Here is an 18,864-nt window from a genome sequence, read left to right as displayed (position 1 = left end):
ATTGTCAGTTGTCGGATACGACGGTCTTGTAGCCGCCGCCGGTCAGGATCTGGGCGAAACCGCCCTTTTCATGGATAGAAAATACGATGATCGGGATGGAATTCTCGCGCGCCAGTGCGACGGCGGCGACATCCATCACGGCCAGACCCTTTTCCAGCACCTGGCTGTGGGTCAGATGTTCGAAACGGGTAGCGTCCGGCACCTTCTTCGGATCGGCCGAATAGATGCCGTCGACCTGCGTGCCCTTGAAGATGGCCTGGGCGCCCATTTCCGCGGCGCGCAAGGCAGCAGCCGAATCGGTGGTGAAGAACGGGTTGCCGGTGCCGCCAGCAAAAATCACGACGCGGCCGAGCGACAGATGATAGAGCGTGGCGCGCTGCGAAAAGCTCTCGCAGATTTCAGGCATGGCGATGGCCGACAGCACCACCGTGTCGATTCCAAGCTTGCGCAAGGAAGTCGCCAGCGCCAGCGCGTTGATGACGGTTCCCAGCATACCCATGTGGTCGCCGGTGACGCGGTCGCCGCCTTTGGAGGCCACCGCGACGCCGCGAAAGATGTTTCCGCCGCCTACAACCACGCCGACTTCGACGCCCATGTGGCGGGCTTCGGCAATGTCTGAGGCAATCCGGTCGGCAACTTCGACATCGATGCCAAAGCCCTGGGTCCCCATCAGAGCTTCACCAGACGCCTTCAGCAAGACGCGCTTGTAAATCGGCTCGGACATGGTTGCTCCTAAGATTGATCGTAAAAAGCCGGATACACGAAGGGCATCGCGTTGTCACGCGATGCCCTCTGGTTTTCCCGCAGTAAGCAGACCGACGATCAGCCCTTGGCGACGGCAGCGACTTCAGCTGCGAAGTCAGTCTCTTCCTTCTCGACGCCATCGCCGAGCAGCAGGCGTGCCATGCCGGTGATCTCGATCGGCGCGCCGACTGCCTTTTCGGCTTCCTTGATGGCAGCGCCGACCGTCAGGTCAGGGTTGATGACGAAAGCCTGCGACAGAAGAGCGACTTCCTCGAAGAACTTGCGCATGCGGCCATCGACCATCTTTTCGATGATGGCTTCCGGCTTGCCGGATTCGCGAGCCTGTTCGATGAACACGTTGCGTTCGCGTTCGGCAACAGCAGTATCGACGTCTTCAGGACGCAGGGCGAGCGGTGCCGTGGCAGCGATGTGCATGGCAACCTGGCGACCGATGGCATTCAGCGCATCCTTGTCACCGGTCGATTCCAGCGCAACGAGAACGCCGAGCTTGCCGAGGCCGTCGGAGACTGCATTGTGGATGTAGGTCGAGACGACGCCCGACTTGACCGACAGCAGAACCGTGCGACGCAGGTTCATGTTCTCGCCGATCGTGCCGATAGCATCCTTGATGGTGTCGGCGACGGACTTCTCAGAATCCGGATAGGTCGCAGCGGCAACGGCTTCGACCGAACCGTCGGTCGTCAGGGCAACCTTGGCGATGTTGCGGACGATACCCTGGAAGGCATCGTTACGAGCAACGAAGTCGGTTTCGGAGTTGACTTCGACGACAACGGCCGATGTGCCGGCGCTGGCAACGCCGATGAGGCCTTCGGCAGCCGTGCGGCCAGACTTCTTGTCAGCCTTGGAGATCCCCTTGGCGCGCAGCCAGTCGATCGCGGCTTCCATGTCGCCGGCGGTCTCGGTGAGTGCCTTCTTGCAGTCCATCATGCCTGCGCCGCTCTTTTCGCGCAGTTCCTTTACCAGTGCAGCCGTGATTTCAGCCATTATTTGCCTCTTGTCGGTTGGTATGGTGCGCTGACGGCATCAGCCGGCGCGGCACCCGGTTTGAGGGACGAAATGTACCCCTATGCATGACAGCGTTATGAAAGCGCGCCACACGGAATGATTTTCAAACGATAGCATATCGGTGGATCTACGCCGAATGCCTTCGCCTGAAACAGGTAAGGCCGCTGAAACTTGCTCAAGTCACCAACGGCCTTATCTGAATTTCAGTCGCGGCCAGGCAGATTTTCATCCGCCTGCCGCTCGGTCAATCAAGCCTGCGGAGCAGGAGCAACTTCTTCTTCCAGGGTCGGCTCGAGCGGTGCTTCGAAAGCAGCGCCGAGATCGCGGCCGGACGAGCCCTGCTGACGGGCGATGCCGTCGATGGCAGCGCGCGAGATCAGTTCGCAATAGAGCGAGATGGCGCGCGAGGCGTCGTCGTTGCCCGGGATCGGATAATCGATCTGATCCGGATCGCAGTTCGAGTCGATGATCGCAACAACCGGGATGCCGAGACGCTTTGCTTCGTCGATGGCAATCTTTTCCTTGTTGGTGTCGATGATGAACATCAGGTCAGGTGTGCCACCCATGTCGCGGATACCGCCGAGAGCCTTGTCCAGCTTTTCGCGTTCACGCTCAAGGTTGAGGCGTTCCTTCTTGGTGAAGCCCTGGGCGTCGCCGTTGAGGATTTCGTCGAGCTTGCGAAGGCGCTGGATCGAATTGGAGATGGTCTTCCAGTTCGTCATCATGCCGCCGAGCCAACGCGAGTTAACGTAATACTGAGCAGAACGCTTCGCGCTGTCAGCGATGATTTCAGACGCCTGGCGCTTGGTGCCGACGAACAGGACGCGGCCGCCACGGGCAACGGTGTCGCTGACAACCTGCAGGGCGCGGGTGAGCAAAGGAACGGTCTGCTGAAGGTCGATGATGTGGATGTTGCTGCGGTCGCCAAAGATATATGGCTTCATCTTCGGGTTCCAGCGGTGTGTCTGGTGGCCGAAGTGAACGCCGGCTTCGAGAAGCTGGCGCATAGAAAAATCGGGCAATGCCATGCCTGGGTTACTCCTTATCCGGTTGAACCTCCGCAAGGCGAACAGCATCTTCTAGGAAGATACCACCGGGTGGAACGGTCCGGATTTCTCCCGGACAATCCCTTGCCTCACGTGTGGAATGAGTTGCCCATACTCTTCCCAGAGCAGAAAGGCAAGCAGTGTCGTTAAAATTACGCTAGCCCAGGACCTCGCATGCCAAAGGCCTACTTGCAGGCTTTGGCGTCCAGCATTTCGAGCTTGGTCAGCTTTCCCGTCAAAACGAAATCGCCATAGTCCATCGTCAGGTCGCGGGTGATGCCGTTTTCGTAGAGCTTGAATGACATGCGGTAGACGGGCGTGGCGTCTCCATGGGCCTTCTCGTTGAAGTATGCGACCGTCACAGGCCAGAACGGCGTCTTGGCAAAGGCACCCGCCTTGTCGGCGTCCGTGGTATCGCCAGCCTTTGGCGTTTCCGCCTTGCCGACCACGGTGGTTGCGGCCAGCGATCGATCGCCATCGTCCGACCCGTCGAACACGTGGGCCTCAAAGAAGGTCTTGCCGAGCTTGGCGTTGTGGATGATGTCCAGCATATGCTCGGTCGGGAAGCGGCTCTCGGCCAGATCGATCTGCTTGGCAGACGGCTGCGCCAGATCGACCTTGACGCCTTTGGCGCTGTCGGCAGCAGCGCCACGGACATCCTTGTCCAGTGCGTCGTCGGTAAACGACTTGGTCTCGAACTTGAAAATCCGCTTGGTCAGGTCCTCGAAGGTCGTCGTCTGCTGGTCGCTCATGCGGGTCGCGTCGCCGGTATCGATCTGGGTCACGAACCGGAAATTGGTGGTGAAGCCGGAGCAGTCAGAACCGGTGAATTCATAGACCATGCGACCGTACATGCCGGCGATACCGGAGCGATCCGTGGCATCCTTGAGTTCGAGATCGTAGATCGCACGATGGGCCACCAGCCCGCTCGGACCGGCTGCCTGCGCCGTTGCAAAAGACAGGCAAAGAGCGCCTGTACTGCCAAGGAGAACCGCGGCAAGACTCGAACGGAACATGCATTATCTCCTGTTGGACTCGCACACGATGTTATAAGAACGCTTTCGGTTAAACAAAGGCAAGCGCCCCCACATTGCGCGGATTGAGCCTTGATGACGGATTTTTGACGAAGTTACAACAAACGGGAGACGAAAATGTCCGACGAGATCAATGCCCGCCTGAGCCAGCTGGGCATCACCCTGCCCCAGGCGGCAGCGCCAGCCGCCAACTATGTTCCCTACGTCATCAGCGGCAACATGCTTACGATATCGGGCCAGTTGCCGATGGAAAACGGCAAGGTCGCCATCACCGGTCATCTCGGCCGAAACGTCGATGTCGCCACCGGTCAGCGGGCGGCGGAGCTTTGCGCCATCAATATCCTGTCGCAGGCGAGTGCTGCCCTCGGCGGCGATCTCGGCCGTATCAAGCGGCTGATCAAGCTCAACGGCTTTGTCGCCTCGGTGCCTGAGTTCGGCGAGCAGCACCTGGTCATCAATGGCGCCTCCAACCTGCTGGCAACCGTCCTAGGCGATGCCGGCAAGCATGCCCGCGCAGCCGTCGGCATGGCTGCCTTGCCGTTCAACGCCGCCGTCGAGATCGATGCCATCATGGAAATCGGCGAATGAGCGAGATCGCCTGGCTCACCGCGCAACCGGTTGCCCATCGCGGCTATCACGACATGAACAAGACTGTCTGGGAGAATACGCTTTCGGCATTCTCCCGTGCTATCGAGGCCGGGTTTGCGATCGAGTGCGACCTGCACTACGCCGCCGACGGCGTCCCGGTGGTCTTCCACGACGACGACCTGCAGCGGCTCTGCAACCTGCCGGGCGCACTGCGCGACCGCAGTTCGCAGGAACTCGGCCTGCTTTCGGTCGGAGGCACCAAAGACCGCATCCCAACGCTCAAACAGCTGCTGCAGCTCTGCGACGGAAAGGTGCCGCTGGTACTCGAACTGAAAGGCAAGGCGGGCGAAGATGCAGGCTTCGCCGAGACCGTGCTCGAGGTTCTCGAAGGTTACAAGGGCCATGTCGCGCTGATGAGCTTCGATCACTGGCTGCTCAAGGATCTGAAGGCGCTGAAGCCGCCCTACCCGGTTGGCCTCACCGCCGACGGTTTCAAGCCTGAGACGTTTTTTGCCCATGACGAAGCCATGCAACTGGGTCTAGACTTCATCTCGTATTTTCACGGCGACCTGCCAAACGATTTCGTGACGGCGCAGCGCCAGCGCGGCATACCGGTCATCACCTGGACCGTGCGCGACGAGGCGGGAATCAAGCGGACGCTCGCCAACGCCGACCAGATGACATTCGAAGGTTTCGACCCCAGGGAAAGCCCTATCCTCATCCATGACAGATGAACTGATCTTTCGCGCCGAACAGTCGTTCAAATCCATCTCTCCGGAGAGTTGGTCCCGGCTTGCCGGGGCCGCGCGGTCCGGCAGCATCCTGCCCTACAATCCCTTCGTATCGCATGCCTATCTATCGTCACTGGAGGAATCCGGGTCGGCGACCGAGAGGACGGGCTGGCTCGGGCACCATCTTTTGCTGGAAAAACCCGATGGCACCTTGCTCGGCGCCGTCGCCGGATATCTGAAAAACCATAGCCAGGGCGAATACGTCTTCGACCAGGGTTGGGCCGACGCTTTTGAGCGGGCCGGCGGTTCATATTATCCCAAGCTGCAATGCGCGGTGCCCTTTACGCCGGCAACCGGGCCACGGCTGCTGGTGGCCGAAGGCCATGATCGCGACATGCTGCAGCCGGCATTGGCCGAAGGCCTCAAGGAAGTCACGCGGCAGATCGGTATTTCGTCGGCACACATCACGTTCCTGCCGAAAGCCGAGGTGGAACTGTTCGAGACGGATGGCTACCTTCACCGCACCGACCAGCAGTTTCACTTCATCAACAATGGCTATGCAAACCACGATGCGTTTCTCGAAACGCTCGCCTCGCGCAAGCGCAAGGGGCTGAAGAAAGAACGGCGGGCGGCGCTCGAAGGCGGCATCACCATCGACTGGCTGACCGGCAAGGACCTCACAGAGGATATCTGGGATCAGTTCTTTACCTTCTACATGGACACCGGCAGCCGCAAATGGGGCCGACCCTACCTCACCCGCAAATTCTACTCGCTGATCGGCGAACGGATGGCCCACGACATCCTGCTGATCATGGCCAAGCGCGACGGCCGTTATGTTGCCGGCGCCATCAACTTCATCGGCGGCGATGCGCTCTACGGCCGCCATTGGGGCTGCATCGAGGATCACCCCTTCCTGCATTTCGAGGTCTGCTACCACCAGGCCATCGATTTCGCGCTTGCCAAGGGGCTGCAGCGGGTCGAAGCGGGAGCACAGGGAGAGCACAAGCTGGCGCGCGGCTACCTGCCCGTCACCACCCACTCGGCACATTTCATCGCCCATCCCGGCCTCCGTCGGGCCGTCGGTGACTATCTCGAGCGCGAGCGGCAGGAAGTGGAGCAAATGGGCGAGATCCTCGCCGAGCACAGCCCCTTCCGAAAGGGCGAGCGGCAGGATTAGCTAGGTCTTTGGAGGCATCAGCATGGTCAGCAGACGATCGCTTGGGTGGCGCGCAGTTCCGCCGCTGATCCTCCTTCTGGCACTGCCGGCGTTGGCGGAAGAACCGATCAAAGCCGCCGCCAGCGATGTGCTCGACCTCTGCACCGCGCCCCTTCCTACCGATGCGGGAAGAAAGGCCGAAAAACTCGGCTGGCAGCACGTCCCCGCCAGCACCATCGACACACTGCGACCTCTGCTTGAGCCGCTTGGCGGCGGAACCAAGATCATTCAGGGCTGGGAAGGCGGCGACGCGCTGGGCTCCGAAATGATCGCCTATGCCTATGATGCTCTCGCCAGTGACGGGTCGTTCACGGCGATGCTGAAATCTTTTTTGCCTGGAGGCCATGCCTGCCTCTACGTTGGGTCGGCGGACGTCGCTGCGCTAACGGACGAGATCACCCGACGCCTTGGCACAGCCCCGACCAACGATCCAGCAATAGCGACGATAGCCACTGTTTCAAGATGGGAAACGTCCTCGGCGATCGCCACTCTCAGGGACATTTCACTGATTTAACCGCCCTACAAGGTTGCGTTGACTGTGATCACCAAATAAAAATCCGGACACATTTTCGTGGCTGTTGCGCATAGCGAAGCAAAGATCGCCCCGAATTCAAGGAGGAACTTTCGATGGCCGCAATCTACGACAGCAGCAACATCTTTGCAAAAATCCTGCGTGGCGAGATCCCGTGTCACAAGGTGTACGAGGACGATTTCAGTCTGGCGCTGATGGATGTCATGCCGCAGGACGCTGGTTATCCCCAAGCAGCCGTCCCGCAACCTGCTCGACGCCTCGCCCGAGGCGCTGTCGCATCTGATTGTGGTGGTTCAAAAGGTCGCAAATGCCGTCAGGCAGGCGTTCGACGCCGACGGCGTCTCCGTCCTCCAGTTCAACGAGCCATCCGCCGGGCAGACCGTCTTTCACCTCCACTTCCACATCGTCCCGCGCCACGAGGGAGCAGCACTCAAGCCGCATTCCGGCAAGATGGAGGATGGCGCAGTGCTGGCCGAAAACGCGCGCAAGATAATTGAGGCGATGTCCTGACGATTGGTGCGGACCGTTGATCAATGCGAGTTAATGGCTGTCGGTGTGTCAATGTGGTAGGACGAGTGGCACGTAGGTAGCTGACGCGTGGACGCCTGTGCATGTTCTGCTGTCGCAGTTCAACAAGGGGCATGCATCGACCGCTCTCCCACCATAAAAAATGCCGGGCTTTTGACCCGGCATTTTCTTGGATAGTCGTTACTTCTTGCGTGGCACCTTCGGCACCGTCGAGCTCTTGCGGGCCGGTTTGGCGTCTTCGTCGCCGCCAACTGTGGCCTTCACCTTTTTGGGTGCAGGCTTGGGGCCGGTTGCGATGTCGGCATTCTCGACGTTTTCGGCAATCACTACATCGCCGTCTTCGACCTCGATCGTAGGATCGACGACCTCGGCTTCAGGCTTCGGCTTGATACGGGCCGTCTCGGCGATGCATTCGAGCAGGATGCCTGGCTTGCCGTCTTCCTTCGGGCCGACCGTGACATTGACCACGCCACCCTTCTTCAGCTTGCCGAAGAGGATCTCGTTGGCCAATGGCTTCTTGATGTTCTCCTGGATGACGCGTCCGAGCGGACGGGCACCCATTTTCTCATCATAGCCGTTTTCAGCCAGCCAATTGGTGGCATCGTCGTGCAGGTCGAAGGTGATGTTGCGTTCGGACAGCTGGGCTTCCAGCTGCATGATGAACTTCTGAACCACCTTGTAGATGACCTTGTTCGGCAGCGCTGCGAACGGAATGATCGCATCGAGGCGGTTGCGGAATTCCGGCGTGAAGAGCCTGTTCAGCGCTTCCTCGTCTTCGCCCGTCCGCTTTGCCGAGCCGAAGCCCATGGCAGCCTTGGCCATTTCAGACGCACCCGCATTCGTCGTCATGATCAGGATGACGTTGCGGAAGTCGATCTTCTTGCCGTTGTGGTCCGTCAGAGAGCCGTGATCCATGACCTGCAACAGGATGTTGAAGATGTCCGGATGGGCCTTCTCGATTTCATCGAGCAGCACGACGCAATGCGGATGCTGGTCGACGCCATCGGTCAACAGACCGCCCTGGTCAAAGCCGACATAGCCGGGAGGTGCGCCGAGCAGCCGCGAGACCGTGTGACGCTCCATGTACTCCGACATATCGAAGCGCAGCAGTTCGACGCCGAGCGACGAGGCAAGTTGCTTGGCGACCTCGGTCTTGCCGACGCCTGTCGGGCCCGAGAAGACGTAGGAGCCGATTGGCTTGTCGGGTTCCCGCAGACCTGCACGGGCGAGCTTGATTGCCGTCGACAGGGCCTCGATGGCCGGATCCTGACCGTAGACGACCGAGCGCAGTTCCTTTTCCAGGTTGGCGAGAACCATCTCGTCGTCCTTGGAGACCGACTTCGGCGGAATGCGCGCCATCGTCGCGATCGTCGCTTCGATTTCTTTCTCGGTGATCAGCTTGCGACGCTTGGACGGCGGCAGCAGCATCTGGGCTGCACCCGTTTCGTCGATGACGTCGATCGCCTTGTCCGGCAGCTTGCGGTCGGACAGGTAGCGGGCCGACAGTTCGACGGCCGACTTGATCGCCTCGTTGGAGTAACGCAGATGGTGGTACTCTTCGAAATAGGGCTTCAGGCCCTTCATGATTTCGATGGCATCCTCGATCGACGGTTCGACGACGTCGATCTTCTGGAAGCGGCGCACGAGTGCCCGGTCCTTTTCGAAGAACTGACGGTATTCCTTGTAGGTCGTCGAGCCGATGCAACGGATCGCACCGGAAGACAAGGCCGGCTTCAGCAGGTTCGATGCATCCATCGCGCCGCCGGACGTGGCACCGGCGCCGATGACGGTATGGATCTCGTCGATGAACAGCACGGAGCCCGGATATTCCTCGAGTTCCTTGACGACCTGCTTGAGGCGCTCTTCGAAGTCACCGCGATAGCGGGTGCCGGCGAGCAGCGTGCCCATGTCGAGCGAGAAGATCGTCGCATCCTGCAGCGCTTCGGGAACCTTGCCCTCGACGATGCGCTTGGCCAGACCTTCGGCGATGGCGGTCTTGCCGACGCCAGGGTCGCCCACATAGAGCGGGTTATTCTTGGAGCGGCGGCACAGGACCTGGATGGTCCGGTTGACCTCGGAGTGGCGGCCGATCAGCGGATCGATCTTGCCGGTCTTGGCCTTCTCGTTGAGGTTGACGCAATAGGCCTTGAGGGCGTCCTGCGCCTTCTTGGGTCCGCCTTCTTCCTGCTCGCCGCGCGATGTCGGCTTGCTTTCGGCATCGCCATCGTCGACGCCGCGCGGAGACCGGACCTGGGAGGAGCCCGGGCGCTTGCCGATACCGTGCGAGATGTAGTTCACCGCGTCGTAGCGGGTCATCTCCTGCTCCTGCAGGAAGTATGCGGCATGGCTTTCGCGCTCGGCGAAGATGGCGACGAGAACATTGGCGCCCGTCACTTCTTCGCGGCCCGAAGACTGCACATGGATCACGGCCCGCTGGATGACGCGCTGGAAGCCGGATGTCGGCTTGGAGTCCTCGTCATATCCGGTGATCAGGTTCGATAGTTCGTTGTCCACATATTCGATCAGCGTCTTGCGAAGCGAATCGAGGTCGACATTACAGGCGCCCATGACTGCCGCTGCATCTGCGTCGTCTACCAACGCCAACAGCAGATGTTCGAGTGTGGCATATTCATGATGCCGCTCGTTCGCGTATGTCAGTGCCTGATGCAGTGCCTTCTCGAGACTAGGCGAAAATGTTGGCACGTCAGATCCTCACTTCTTTTCCATAACACATTGTAGCGGGTGCTGGTGCTGCCGAGCGAAGTCCATCACTTGGCTTACCTTGGTCTCCGCCACTTCATATGTAAATATTCCACATTCGCCCACACCGTGATTATGAACGAGCAGCATAATACGGGTGGCTCCCTCGCGGTCCTTCTGGAAGAAACGCTCCAGAATGTGGATCACGAATTCCATTGGTGTGTAGTCGTCATTCAGTATCAGCACGCGGTATAGATTGGGCTTCTTCGTCTTGGCTTTCGTCCGCGTAATGACCGAGGTCTCGCGATTACCGTTGCCCCCGTTCCTTTCGCTATCCTTCTGCATCCGGATCGGCTTGGCGATCATAGTCGTTCATTCCTCAAAGCACTCGGCGGGCATCGTTCAATTGCAAATCACCGGCCGAATATCCGAAACCCTAACTTAGTTCATATTGGCGGGATTTTAAGCCCCCCACTCAACACTGCAATCACAATTCGTCTTCAAACAGGGCCACACCCTAAAAATCGCCCGAAAACAGCGATGGCGCCCGAACAAAAATGCAAGAGACCGGCGCGCGTTGCACGACCGGTCTTCTGAATAGGCTTGGCGGCCGTCTTACGTCGCCGCAATCAGGCGGCTCCATTGGCCGAATCCCCGGCGTTACCACTTGATCTGGCAGCAGCTTTCCGGGCGGGGTCGTATACCGACTTGGCAAGACCGGCGTACATCTCACCGATCTTCGCCGCCTCGGCGACAAAGCCCTCGTAGTAGGATTTCGCGAAATTGCTCTGAAGCTCCAAGGCAGCATCGAGGCTTGTCACACTCGACAGCGTGCCAACATGCGACACTGCGTCCTCGAATGATTTCTTGGAATAGCCCGCCGCCTCTGCGGCAATGGCCTGCACGCTCAAGGCGGCCTGGGTGTAGTTCTTAAGCGCCTCGTCGATGGCGTCGGTGTCGGGCGCAGCGTTCTGGTTGTCGTTCAGCATAGGGTCCTCCAACCGTAGTCGATTGAAGAAAATTTAGGTGCACTGCACAAATAGTCAACCGTTTCGACGATTTTGCGCATCACCTTGAGTTGTACGACGGGTCAATGATCGCGGCGCTGACGCCCGCTCCACTTGATCCCTCAGGGTCCTGTACCAGCCGCCGAAGCGGCCGGTTGGCATCTTAGATCAAAGATCGACCTCGAGGATGGCCATCGAGAAATTGTAGGAACGATCGCCATCTTCGTCGTCGACATAGACGAGACCCAGGAATTCATCGCCCAGGTAGACTTCGGCCGAATCGTCCTTGCGAGGACGCGCCTTGACCGCCATCAGCGGGTTGAGGCTGCGTTTGAAATAGGCGTCGAGCTTCTTGATTTCGTCTGGCTTCACGATTGATCTCCGTAACCGTAGATTGGGGGCGGGTTGTTGCATGGGAAAAGCGGCGATGTAAAGACAAAGGCGGCCCTCAGCCGCCTTACCGCCGCGAGCATGGCGGCTCGGTCAGATTCCGGCGCCGATAATCTGGTCCATAATGCGCGATGGCTCGGAGCAACCGGCGGTTCCAACGACCTTGGCCGGCACACCGGCGACGGTGGTGTTCGGCGGTACTGCCTTCAGCACCACGGAGCCTGCCGCGATCCGCGAGCAATGGCCGATGGCGATATTGCCGAGGATCTTCGCGCCGGCGCCGATGAGCACGCCGTTGCCGATCTTCGGGTGACGATCGCTGCCTTCCTTGCCCGTGCCGCCAAGGGTGACGCCGTGGAGGATGGAGACGTTATCGCCGATGACCGCCGTCTCGCCGACGACGAGGCCCGTGGCATGGTCGAGGAAGATGCCCTTGCCGAGACGCGCGGCCGGATTGATGTCGGTCTGGAAAACGCTCGACGCACGGCTCTGGAGGTAGAGCGCAAAATCCCGTCGGCCGCGATTGAGCAGCCAGTGGGCGAGCCGATGTGTCTGGATCGCCTGGAACCCCTTGAAATAGAGCACCGGCTCCATGAAGCGGAGGCAGGCCGGATCGCGGTCGTAGAACGCCTGGATATCAACGCGCAGGATTGCTCCCCATTCCGGCCAATCCGTCAGCATCTCGTCGAACGTCTGGCGCAAGAGGATCGCCTGGATATCAGGATGATCGAGGCGCTCGCAGATCCGGTAGATCACGCATTCCTCGAGCGACCGGTGATTGACCACGGTCGAATAGAGGAAAGCGGCCAGCACAGGATCCCGTTCAGCCGCAGCCCGCGCTTCGTCACGCATGCTGTCCCAGATGGGGTCGACCGTCTTGACGCTGTCGATATGGCGAATATCCGATGTCGCTACCATGGGTCGCGTCCTCTTTCCGTATTGGAAGATCGTTATATAGAGCAAGATCAGAGCAATATAAATGGGTGAGGCAGGCTCTATCTTTGGAATGGATTTGCTGGACCTAGGCCGAGACCTCGCCACCCGGCCGGCTGCCGCCATCTTCCAGCGCCACGCGCTGGTAGAATTCCAGGACCGCCGCCTTGAAGACGCGGTCGCCGACGGCAAGCATATGGTCGCGACCCGGTATATCGAGGGCTTGCGCATGCTGCATCAGCGCTGCGAGTTCCTGCGGCGAACCGGCGATGTCGTCCTTGGTGCCGACACCGATCAGGGTCGGTGCGGCAATCGTTCCCATGTCGTCCCGGCTGATGAGATCTCGGGAACCGCGAATGCATGCGGCCAGCGCAACGCGGTCGCTTTTCGTCTGGTCGGCAAAGCTGCGGAACATGCGGCCTCGGGCATGCTCCACGGTCTCCAGCGACGGTGCCAGAAGCGCATCGGCAATCGGATCCCAGTCGCCGACGCCATCCGTCATGCCGATCCCGAGGCCGCCGAGCACCAGCGAGCGAACCCTCTCAGGCCGGGCGAGCGCCAGGAAGCTGGAAATACGGGCGCCCATCGAATAGCCCATCACATGGGCACGCGCGATGTCGAGATGATCGAGAAGTGCCGATGCATCTTCCGCCATCACCCAAGGGCGATAGGCGTCCGGCTCATGTGGCTTGCCGCTGGCGCCATGGCCGCGATTGTCGAGAGCAATGACCCGGTAGCCCGCCTCGCCCAGCGTCTTTAGCCAGCCGGGATAAACCCAGTTGACTGCGGCAGTCGAAGCGAAGCCGTGTATCAGCAGGACCGGGGGAGCCTGGCGGTCACCCTCGTCAAAATAGGCCAACTCCAGGTCATCATGGCGGAAAGTGGAGAAATCGGGGGCGTTGAGGTTCATCGTATCGTTCCTGTGTCGACGCCCTTCCTAAATTATCGACGCCGCCCGGTGAACCCTGCCCTGCACAAAATCTGGTGAGGCACAAAATCTGTCACGTCGCCTTGCGTTTCGCACTACACAACCCGGTCGAACGATTATAAGGTCGCGCCACTTATCAGAAGCTTTTGGAGATCCGCATGGCCGGCCATAATATTCCGCATTTCCAGAACGACGGCGGCCATCGGGTGATCGAGATCGGCGTCAAGGAGTTCATGTGCACCGGCGCTTCCTCCCCCTTCGACCATCCGCATATCTTCATCGACATGGGCGACGATAACGAAAAAGTCTGCTCCTATTGCTCGACCCTCTATCGCTTTAACCCCTCGCTGAAAGCCGATCAGACCAATCCGACCGGCTGTGTCTTCGAGTTCAGGGCCGCTTGAACCGCCGGGAGCGGACGCTCCAATGCTCTTGAAGACTGTCGCGATCATCGGTGCCGGTATCGCAGGGCTGACCACAGCCCTATCTTTTGCCCGGCACGGGATCGAATCAGAAATTTTCGAAAGGGCCGAGACGCTGACAGAAGTCGGCGCCGGCCTGCAGATATCGCCGAACGCATCGCGGATCCTCGATGAACTCGGCCTGCTCGACGAGCTCGCCGACTTGTGGCTTGAGCCGGAGGCCATCCGCCTCGTTTCCGGACGCTCGCTACGCCAGATCGCTGCCGTGCCCAGCGGTGCCTTTGCGCGCGTCCGCTGGGATGCACCCTACGGCGCCCTGCACCGCGCGACCCTGCAAGGCGTCCTGTTGCGGGCCGTGCAAGCCAGTCCGCTCTGTCGTCTGCATTTCGGCGCAGGCTTCGATGCCTCAACACCGGATGCCCTGTGGCCAGGCGGACGGAAGCCGGAGCTGATCGTTGGCGCCGATGGTGTCTGGTCCAAGGTGCGCAGCAGCGTGGCTGGCAGCGGCAACCCGAAGTTTTCCGGCAACATCGCCTGGCGCTTCATGGTCCCCGAGGCCGACGCGCCGGCGATTCTCGATCGTAGCAGCGTGACCGCCTATCTGGGCCCCGCCGCACATCTCGTCTGCTATCCGCTGAAGGAGGCGTCAGCCTTCAACTTCGTGGCGATCTGCGCCGGCGGCAGCGTCGGCCACGACTGGAGCCATTCGGCAAGCGCTGCCCAGCGCACGCTGCTGCGCCAGCATTTTTCCGGCTGGAACACCGAGCTGTCTGATCTGCTCGATCGGCAGGCGGATCCCACCGTCTGGCCGCTCTACGAGGTTGGCGCGGGACGCTGGCACAACGGCCTCGACACGGTGCTGATCGGCGATGCCGCGCATGCAATGATGCCGTTTGCAGCGCAGGGGGCTGCCATGGCGATCGAGGATGCCTTCGAGCTTGCCGGTGCAGTCAGCCGTCAGCCGTTGCCGGAAGCGCTGGTCGCCTTCGAGGCCAGACGCGAGCCGCGGATTGCCCGGCTGCGCAAACGCGCCGCCTTCAACCGCTTTGCCTACCATGCGCGAGGACCGATCCGGCTTGGACGTGACCTTGTACTGTCGCTGCGCCCGCCGCAAACCCTTGCGGCGGACCTCGACTGGATCTTCGACTACCGCGCCATCGGCTGATCAGACGGCCGCTGCCGCAGCAAGGCCTCTCTCGATGTCGGCCTTGACGTCGGCAACATCCTCGAGCCCGATCTGCAGACGCAGCACCGGACCCTCCTTGGGTGCCTTGCATATCCGCCGGTCACTGAGATTGACGTGAACGGCAAGGCTTTCGAACCCGCCCCAGGAATAGCCGAGCCCGAAGATCGACAGGGCGTCGAGGAAGGCATGCGCCTTGGCCCGGAACATGTCCGGCGTGTCGACGGCAAGCACGATCGAGAAGATGCCGCTCGAACCCGTAAAGTCGCGCTTCCAGAGATCGTGGCCCGGAAAGCTCGGCAGCGCTGGATGCAGCACGCGCGCGACATCGTCACGGCTCTCCAGCCATTCTGCGAGCGCCAGCGCGCTCTGCTGGTGCCGCTCGAGGCGGATGCCCATCGTTCTAAGCCCGCGCAGCACCTGGTAGGCATCGTCAGGGGCGCCGCAGATGCCAAGCGCGATCCGGGCGTCGTGTAGCTGCTGCCAATGGGCTGCATTCGCCGAGACGGTGCCCATGAGCACATCCGAATGCCCAGCGGGATACTTGGTCGCGGCGTGGATCGAGATATCGACGCCATGGTCGAGGGGCTTGAAATAGAGTGGCGTGGCCCAGGTATTGTCCATCGTCACGACGCAACCATGCTTGTGGGCAACGGCTGCAATCGCCGAGATATCCTGCATCTCGAAGGTGTTTGAGCCCGGCGCTTCCGTGTGCACCAGCCTGGTATTCGGCTTGATCAACTGCTCGATACCGGCGCCGACGAGCGGGTCGTAGTAATCGACCGCCACGCCCAGGCGCTTCAGCATCGTCTCGCAGAAGTTGCGGGTTGGGGTATAGACGGAATCGACGATCAGGGCGTGGTCTCCGGCCGAAAGGAACGCCAGAAACGGCACAGTAATGGCAGCAAGACCGGAGGGCACGATAATGGTCCCTGCAGAGCCCTCGAGCTCATTGATTGCCTCGCAGAGCGCATCCGTCGTCGGCGTGCCGCGCGTGCCATAGGTATACTTCTGCTCGCGGGTCTCCATCGCACGGGCGTTGGGAAACAGGACGGTCGATGCGTGGACAACCGGCGGGTTGACGAAACCATAGTAGTCGGAAGGCTTCGGCCCAGCATGCGACAAGCGGGTATTGATGCCGGCGTTTTGCAGGAAACTCTTGTTTTCGATCATCTTAATAACTGCCTCGGGCCTATCGGAAAGCTTGACTTGTGGCTGGCGAACACGGTGTCGTCAAGCCTCGCGGGCAAGCCGGTCCGGCAGGCCAACGCAACCTGCCCTTTGTAATCGCAGCGAAGACCTGACTATTTAATTTGCAGCCCAAGCCCATTCATTATGCATGCGCTCATTGTCCGGTCAAAAACCGAGAAAACACTTTCGGAAATCATGTTTATCGTGACCGAGGGTTGACCGTGACCGAATTTGCGATTGTGATGTCGGCACTCACGCCGGGGGGCAAACCAACGTCACCAACGAAAAGTTGTGCCAACGCGTGAAGAGGTTCAAATATAACAAGAGAACAACAAAGGTTGGGAAAACAATGAGCAGCAAGATTCTGACAGGTGCGGTCGGCGCGGCGATCTTCGTCCTTGGTGCATCCTATTCGCACGCTGGCACGCTTGACGATGTCAAGAAGAAGGGCTTTGTGCAGTGCGGTGTCAACGGCTCGAACCTGGCTGGCTTCGGCGCGCAGGATTCGTCTGGCAAATGGTCCGGTCTCGACGTCGACCTCTGCAAGGCAGTTGCAGCCGCCGTCTTCGGCGACGTTTCCAAGGTCAAGTACACCCCGCTTTCGGCGAAGGATCGTTTCCCGGCGCTTCAGTCAGGCGAAATCGACATTCTTGCCCGCAACACGACCTGGAGCGCCAGCCGTGACAGCCAGCTCGGCTTCGATTTCCGTGCGGTCAACTACTATGACGGCCAGGGCTTTATGGTCCACAAGGCAATCGGCGTGAAATCTGCTCTGGAACTTTCCGGCGCTGCCGTCTGCGTCCAGTCCGGCACGACGACCGAACTCAACCTCGCCGACTACTTCAAGGCCAACAAGCTCGAATACAAGCCTGTCGTGTTCGAAAAGCAGGAAGAAGTCGACGCCGCCTACTCGTCCGGCCGTTGCGACGTCTACACGACCGACCAGTCGGGCCTGTACTCGATCCGCCTGTCGCTCGCCAATCCCGACGACAACATCGTCCTTCCGGAAATCATCTCTAAGGAGCCGCTCGGCCCGGCCGTTCGCCAGAACGACTCCAAGTGGTTCGACGTGGTTTCCTTTGCCCACTACGCCATGGTTTCGGCTGAAGAGTTCGGCATCACGCAGGCAAATGTCGATGAAATGACGAAGTCCGAAAATCCGGACATCAAGCGTTTCCTCGGCCAGGAGAAGGACGAGACGATCGGCAAGGATCTCGGACTTGACGAGAAGTGGGCCTACAACATCGTCAAGCTCGTCGGCAACTACGGCGAAGTGTTCGAGCGCAACGTCGGCGAAGGCAGCCCGCTGAAGATCAAGCGTGGCCTCAACGCTCTCTGGAACAAGGGCGGCCTGCAGTACTCGCCGCCGATCCGCTAATAACCGACTGACCACGCTGCGGGAGCCCATGCTTGGTTCCCGCAGTTGAACTATAACGCCCAGAAAGGGCGAGTGGATATAAGGGGATAATGCATGGCCGTTGCAGCCGCAGAGGGGAACGGCAGCCGTCGTTCGTGGCACTCTTTGCTTTACAACCCGAAACTGCGCCAATTTATCTACCAGGCGCTGACCGTAATCTTCATTGTCTGGCTGGTCTGGTACGCGAGCTCGAATGCCGCGCAGAACCTTGAAAAAGCTAACATGAGGGCGAGCCTCACCTTCCTGAACGGCCGTGCCGGCTTCGATATCGCGCAGACGCCGATCCAGTATTCGAGTGACTCGACCTATCTGCGTGCCCTCACCCTCGGCCTGATCAACACGCTCATCGTGGCCGCCTGCGGGATCGTGACCGCAACGATCATCGGATTGCTGGTCGGCATGGGTCGCCTGTCGCACAACTGGCTGATCGCCAAACTATCGACGGTCTACGTCGAGATCTTCCGCAACATTCCGCCGCTTCTGGTCATCTTCTTCTGGTACAAGGGCGTGCTGTCTCTGCTGCCGGATGTCAAGAAGGCCATGTCTCTGCCGTTGTCCGTCTATGTCAGCAATCGCGGCGTATACATGCCCGCGCCGATCTTCGGCGCCGGCATATGGACTGTCCCGGTCGCCTGTGCCGTGGGCATTATCGGCGCCATCATCTACACCCGCTGGGCCAACAAGCGTCAGCTGGCAACTGGGAAGCGTCCGCCGGTTCTTCTCGTCAATCTCGCCTTGATCATCGGCCTTCCGCTACTGGCCTTCGCCATCGCAGGTTTCCCCGTGACGTTCGATATCCCAGTGCTCGGCAAGTTCAACATGAACGGCGGCACGGTGGTCGGACCCGAATTCCTGTCGCTCTACATGGCCCTGTCGTTCTACACCGCCGCATTCATCGCCGAAATCGTACGCTCCGGCATCCGCGGCGTTTCAAAGGGGCAATCGGAAGCAGCACATGCGCTGGGGATCCGCCCCGGCCTGACGACGCGGCTTGTCGTCCTGCCACAGGCATTGCGGATCATCATTCCACCGCTGACATCGCAATACCTGAACCTGACGAAGAACTCGTCGCTGGCCGTCGCCATCGGGTATGCGGACTTGGTGGCCGTGGGAGGGACGATCCTCAACCAGTCCGGCCACTCGATCGAGATCATCGGCATCTGGATGGCGATCTATGTTTCGCTGAGCCTGATCACGTCGCTGTTCATGAACTGGTTCAACGCCCGTATGGCATTGGTGGAGCGCTAA

At 60.1% G+C, this 18,864-nt stretch carries 19 protein-coding genes and 1 pseudogene; 9 read left to right on the top strand and 11 right to left on the bottom strand.

Features of this window, described 5'->3' with window-relative positions:
* Positions 1–4: 4 nt before the first annotated feature.
* From pyrH to J5289_RS10200, 4 genes are all read right to left on the bottom strand, one after another.
* Positions 5–724 (bottom strand): UMP kinase, encoded by a 720-nt coding sequence (gene pyrH / locus J5289_RS10215; protein ID WP_209183661.1) that lies wholly within the window; start codon positions 722–724, stop codon positions 5–7.
* Positions 725–822: 98 nt separating this feature from the next.
* Positions 823–1,749, bottom strand: coding sequence for a translation elongation factor Ts (tsf, locus tag J5289_RS10210; RefSeq protein WP_209183660.1), 927 nt, complete (start codon positions 1,747–1,749; stop codon positions 823–825).
* Between the two features lie 269 nt (positions 1,750–2,018).
* Positions 2,019–2,798: a 30S ribosomal protein S2 gene (rpsB, locus tag J5289_RS10205; RefSeq protein ID WP_209206568.1), complete on the bottom strand. Its 780-nt coding sequence runs from the start codon at positions 2,796–2,798 to the stop codon at positions 2,019–2,021.
* 203 nt (positions 2,799–3,001) lie between these two features.
* Positions 3,002–3,832, bottom strand: a complete 831-nt coding sequence (locus J5289_RS10200; RefSeq protein ID WP_142822527.1) for a cell envelope integrity EipB family protein — start codon at positions 3,830–3,832, stop codon at positions 3,002–3,004.
* 135 nt (positions 3,833–3,967) lie between these two features.
* Here J5289_RS10200 and J5289_RS10195 point away from each other — a divergent pair, with 135 nt between their 5' ends.
* The 5 genes and pseudogenes from J5289_RS10195 (at position 3,968) to J5289_RS10175 (ending at position 7,427) form a co-directional block, all read left to right on the top strand.
* Complete coding sequence (locus J5289_RS10195; protein WP_209183659.1) at positions 3,968–4,438, top strand: RidA family protein; 471 nt, start codon at positions 3,968–3,970, stop codon at positions 4,436–4,438.
* A complete protein-coding gene (locus J5289_RS10190) occupies positions 4,435–5,172 on the top strand; it encodes a glycerophosphodiester phosphodiesterase (protein WP_142822524.1) in 738 nt (245 codons plus the stop codon). The genes J5289_RS10195 and J5289_RS10190 overlap by 4 nt, the downstream gene beginning before the upstream one ends.
* The gene (locus J5289_RS10185; protein ID WP_209206569.1) at positions 5,162–6,346 is read left to right on the top strand and encodes a GNAT family N-acetyltransferase; all 1,185 of its coding nucleotides are present in this window, start codon (positions 5,162–5,164) and stop codon (positions 6,344–6,346) included. The genes J5289_RS10190 and J5289_RS10185 overlap by 11 nt, the downstream gene beginning before the upstream one ends.
* A 22-nt stretch (positions 6,347–6,368) precedes the next feature.
* Entirely contained in the window at positions 6,369–6,899 is a 531-nt protein-coding gene (locus J5289_RS10180) for a hypothetical protein (protein WP_209183657.1), read from the top strand.
* A gap of 113 nt (positions 6,900–7,012) precedes the next feature.
* A pseudogene (locus J5289_RS10175) lies at positions 7,013–7,427 on the top strand (HIT family protein).
* A 198-nt stretch (positions 7,428–7,625) separates the two neighbouring features.
* Here J5289_RS10175 and clpA read toward each other — a convergent pair.
* The 6 genes from clpA to J5289_RS10145 form a co-directional block, all read right to left on the bottom strand.
* A complete protein-coding gene (clpA, locus tag J5289_RS10170; protein ID WP_209183655.1) occupies positions 7,626–10,148 on the bottom strand; it encodes an ATP-dependent Clp protease ATP-binding subunit ClpA in 2,523 nt (840 codons plus the stop codon).
* Between the two features lie 9 nt (positions 10,149–10,157).
* Positions 10,158–10,511: an ATP-dependent Clp protease adapter ClpS gene (clpS, locus tag J5289_RS10165; RefSeq protein WP_111215503.1), complete on the bottom strand. Its 354-nt coding sequence runs from the start codon at positions 10,509–10,511 to the stop codon at positions 10,158–10,160.
* Between the two features lie 263 nt (positions 10,512–10,774).
* Entirely contained in the window at positions 10,775–11,134 is a 360-nt protein-coding gene (locus J5289_RS10160; RefSeq protein WP_209183654.1) for a phasin family protein, read from the bottom strand.
* Positions 11,135–11,320: 186 nt separating this feature from the next.
* Positions 11,321–11,524, bottom strand: coding sequence for a DUF3126 family protein (locus J5289_RS10155; RefSeq protein WP_111215499.1), 204 nt, complete (start codon positions 11,522–11,524; stop codon positions 11,321–11,323).
* 111 nt (positions 11,525–11,635) lie between these two features.
* The gene (cysE, locus tag J5289_RS10150; protein WP_209183653.1) at positions 11,636–12,460 is read right to left on the bottom strand and encodes a serine O-acetyltransferase; all 825 of its coding nucleotides are present in this window, start codon (positions 12,458–12,460) and stop codon (positions 11,636–11,638) included.
* Between the two features lie 103 nt (positions 12,461–12,563).
* Positions 12,564–13,385: an alpha/beta fold hydrolase gene (locus J5289_RS10145; protein WP_209187452.1), complete on the bottom strand. Its 822-nt coding sequence runs from the start codon at positions 13,383–13,385 to the stop codon at positions 12,564–12,566.
* Between the two features lie 176 nt (positions 13,386–13,561).
* Here J5289_RS10145 and J5289_RS10140 point away from each other — a divergent pair, with 176 nt between their 5' ends.
* Positions 13,562–13,807 carry a zinc-finger domain-containing protein gene (locus tag J5289_RS10140; RefSeq protein ID WP_209183651.1) on the top strand — a complete coding sequence of 82 codons (246 nt, stop codon included), beginning with the start codon at positions 13,562–13,564 and terminating at the stop codon, positions 13,805–13,807.
* Between the two features lie 22 nt (positions 13,808–13,829).
* Positions 13,830–14,990, top strand: a complete 1,161-nt coding sequence (locus J5289_RS10135) for an FAD-dependent monooxygenase (RefSeq protein ID WP_209183650.1) — start codon at positions 13,830–13,832, stop codon at positions 14,988–14,990.
* On the opposite strand, the gene J5289_RS10130 is transcribed toward J5289_RS10135, so the two are convergent.
* Positions 14,991–16,181: a cystathionine beta-lyase gene (locus tag J5289_RS10130; RefSeq protein WP_209183649.1), complete on the bottom strand. Its 1,191-nt coding sequence runs from the start codon at positions 16,179–16,181 to the stop codon at positions 14,991–14,993.
* Between the two features lie 367 nt (positions 16,182–16,548).
* Here J5289_RS10130 and J5289_RS10125 point away from each other — a divergent pair, with 367 nt between their 5' ends.
* On the top strand, positions 16,549–17,577 hold the full coding sequence (locus J5289_RS10125; RefSeq protein WP_142822506.1) for an amino acid ABC transporter substrate-binding protein: 1,029 nt from the start codon (positions 16,549–16,551) through the stop codon (positions 17,575–17,577).
* A gap of 93 nt (positions 17,578–17,670) precedes the next feature.
* Positions 17,671–18,864: an amino acid ABC transporter permease gene (locus J5289_RS10120; RefSeq protein WP_209183648.1), complete on the top strand. Its 1,194-nt coding sequence runs from the start codon at positions 17,671–17,673 to the stop codon at positions 18,862–18,864.

This window comes from Rhizobium sp. B230/85 (genome assembly GCF_019355735.1).
GTDB classification, from domain to species: domain Bacteria; phylum Pseudomonadota; class Alphaproteobacteria; order Rhizobiales; family Rhizobiaceae; genus Rhizobium; species Rhizobium rhododendri.
The sequence above is the reverse complement of the archived record's forward strand: the minus strand, read 5'-3'. Positions and strand labels throughout refer to the sequence as shown.

What these genes read in the sequence shown, in the direction of transcription:
- J5289_RS10120 (WP_209183648.1), top strand. Translation starts at nt 17,671, where the DNA reads ATGGCCGTTGCAGCCGCAGAGGGGAACGGCAGCCGTCGTTCGTGGCAC.
- J5289_RS10135 (WP_209183650.1), top strand. Translation starts at nt 13,830, where the DNA reads ATGCTCTTGAAGACTGTCGCGATCATCGGTGCCGGTATCGCAGGGCTG.
- J5289_RS10185 (WP_209206569.1), top strand. Translation starts at nt 5,162, where the DNA reads ATGACAGATGAACTGATCTTTCGCGCCGAACAGTCGTTCAAATCCATC.
- J5289_RS10195 (WP_209183659.1), top strand. Translation starts at nt 3,968, where the DNA reads ATGTCCGACGAGATCAATGCCCGCCTGAGCCAGCTGGGCATCACCCTG.
- J5289_RS10140 (WP_209183651.1), top strand. Translation starts at nt 13,562, where the DNA reads ATGGCCGGCCATAATATTCCGCATTTCCAGAACGACGGCGGCCATCGG.
- J5289_RS10160 (WP_209183654.1), bottom strand. Translation starts at nt 11,134, where the DNA reads ATGCTGAACGACAACCAGAACGCTGCGCCCGACACCGACGCCATCGAC.
- J5289_RS10200 (WP_142822527.1), bottom strand. Translation starts at nt 3,832, where the DNA reads ATGTTCCGTTCGAGTCTTGCCGCGGTTCTCCTTGGCAGTACAGGCGCT.
- J5289_RS10180 (WP_209183657.1), top strand. Translation starts at nt 6,369, where the DNA reads ATGGTCAGCAGACGATCGCTTGGGTGGCGCGCAGTTCCGCCGCTGATC.
- cysE (WP_209183653.1), bottom strand. Translation starts at nt 12,460, where the DNA reads ATGGTAGCGACATCGGATATTCGCCATATCGACAGCGTCAAGACGGTC.
- clpS (WP_111215503.1), bottom strand. Translation starts at nt 10,511, where the DNA reads ATGATCGCCAAGCCGATCCGGATGCAGAAGGATAGCGAAAGGAACGGG.
- J5289_RS10190 (WP_142822524.1), top strand. Translation starts at nt 4,435, where the DNA reads ATGAGCGAGATCGCCTGGCTCACCGCGCAACCGGTTGCCCATCGCGGC.
- J5289_RS10130 (WP_209183649.1), bottom strand. Translation starts at nt 16,181, where the DNA reads ATGATCGAAAACAAGAGTTTCCTGCAAAACGCCGGCATCAATACCCGC.
- rpsB (WP_209206568.1), bottom strand. Translation starts at nt 2,798, where the DNA reads ATGGCATTGCCCGATTTTTCTATGCGCCAGCTTCTCGAAGCCGGCGTT.
- J5289_RS10125 (WP_142822506.1), top strand. Translation starts at nt 16,549, where the DNA reads ATGAGCAGCAAGATTCTGACAGGTGCGGTCGGCGCGGCGATCTTCGTC.
- J5289_RS10145 (WP_209187452.1), bottom strand. Translation starts at nt 13,385, where the DNA reads ATGAACCTCAACGCCCCCGATTTCTCCACTTTCCGCCATGATGACCTG.
- pyrH (WP_209183661.1), bottom strand. Translation starts at nt 724, where the DNA reads ATGTCCGAGCCGATTTACAAGCGCGTCTTGCTGAAGGCGTCTGGTGAA.
- tsf (WP_209183660.1), bottom strand. Translation starts at nt 1,749, where the DNA reads ATGGCTGAAATCACGGCTGCACTGGTAAAGGAACTGCGCGAAAAGAGC.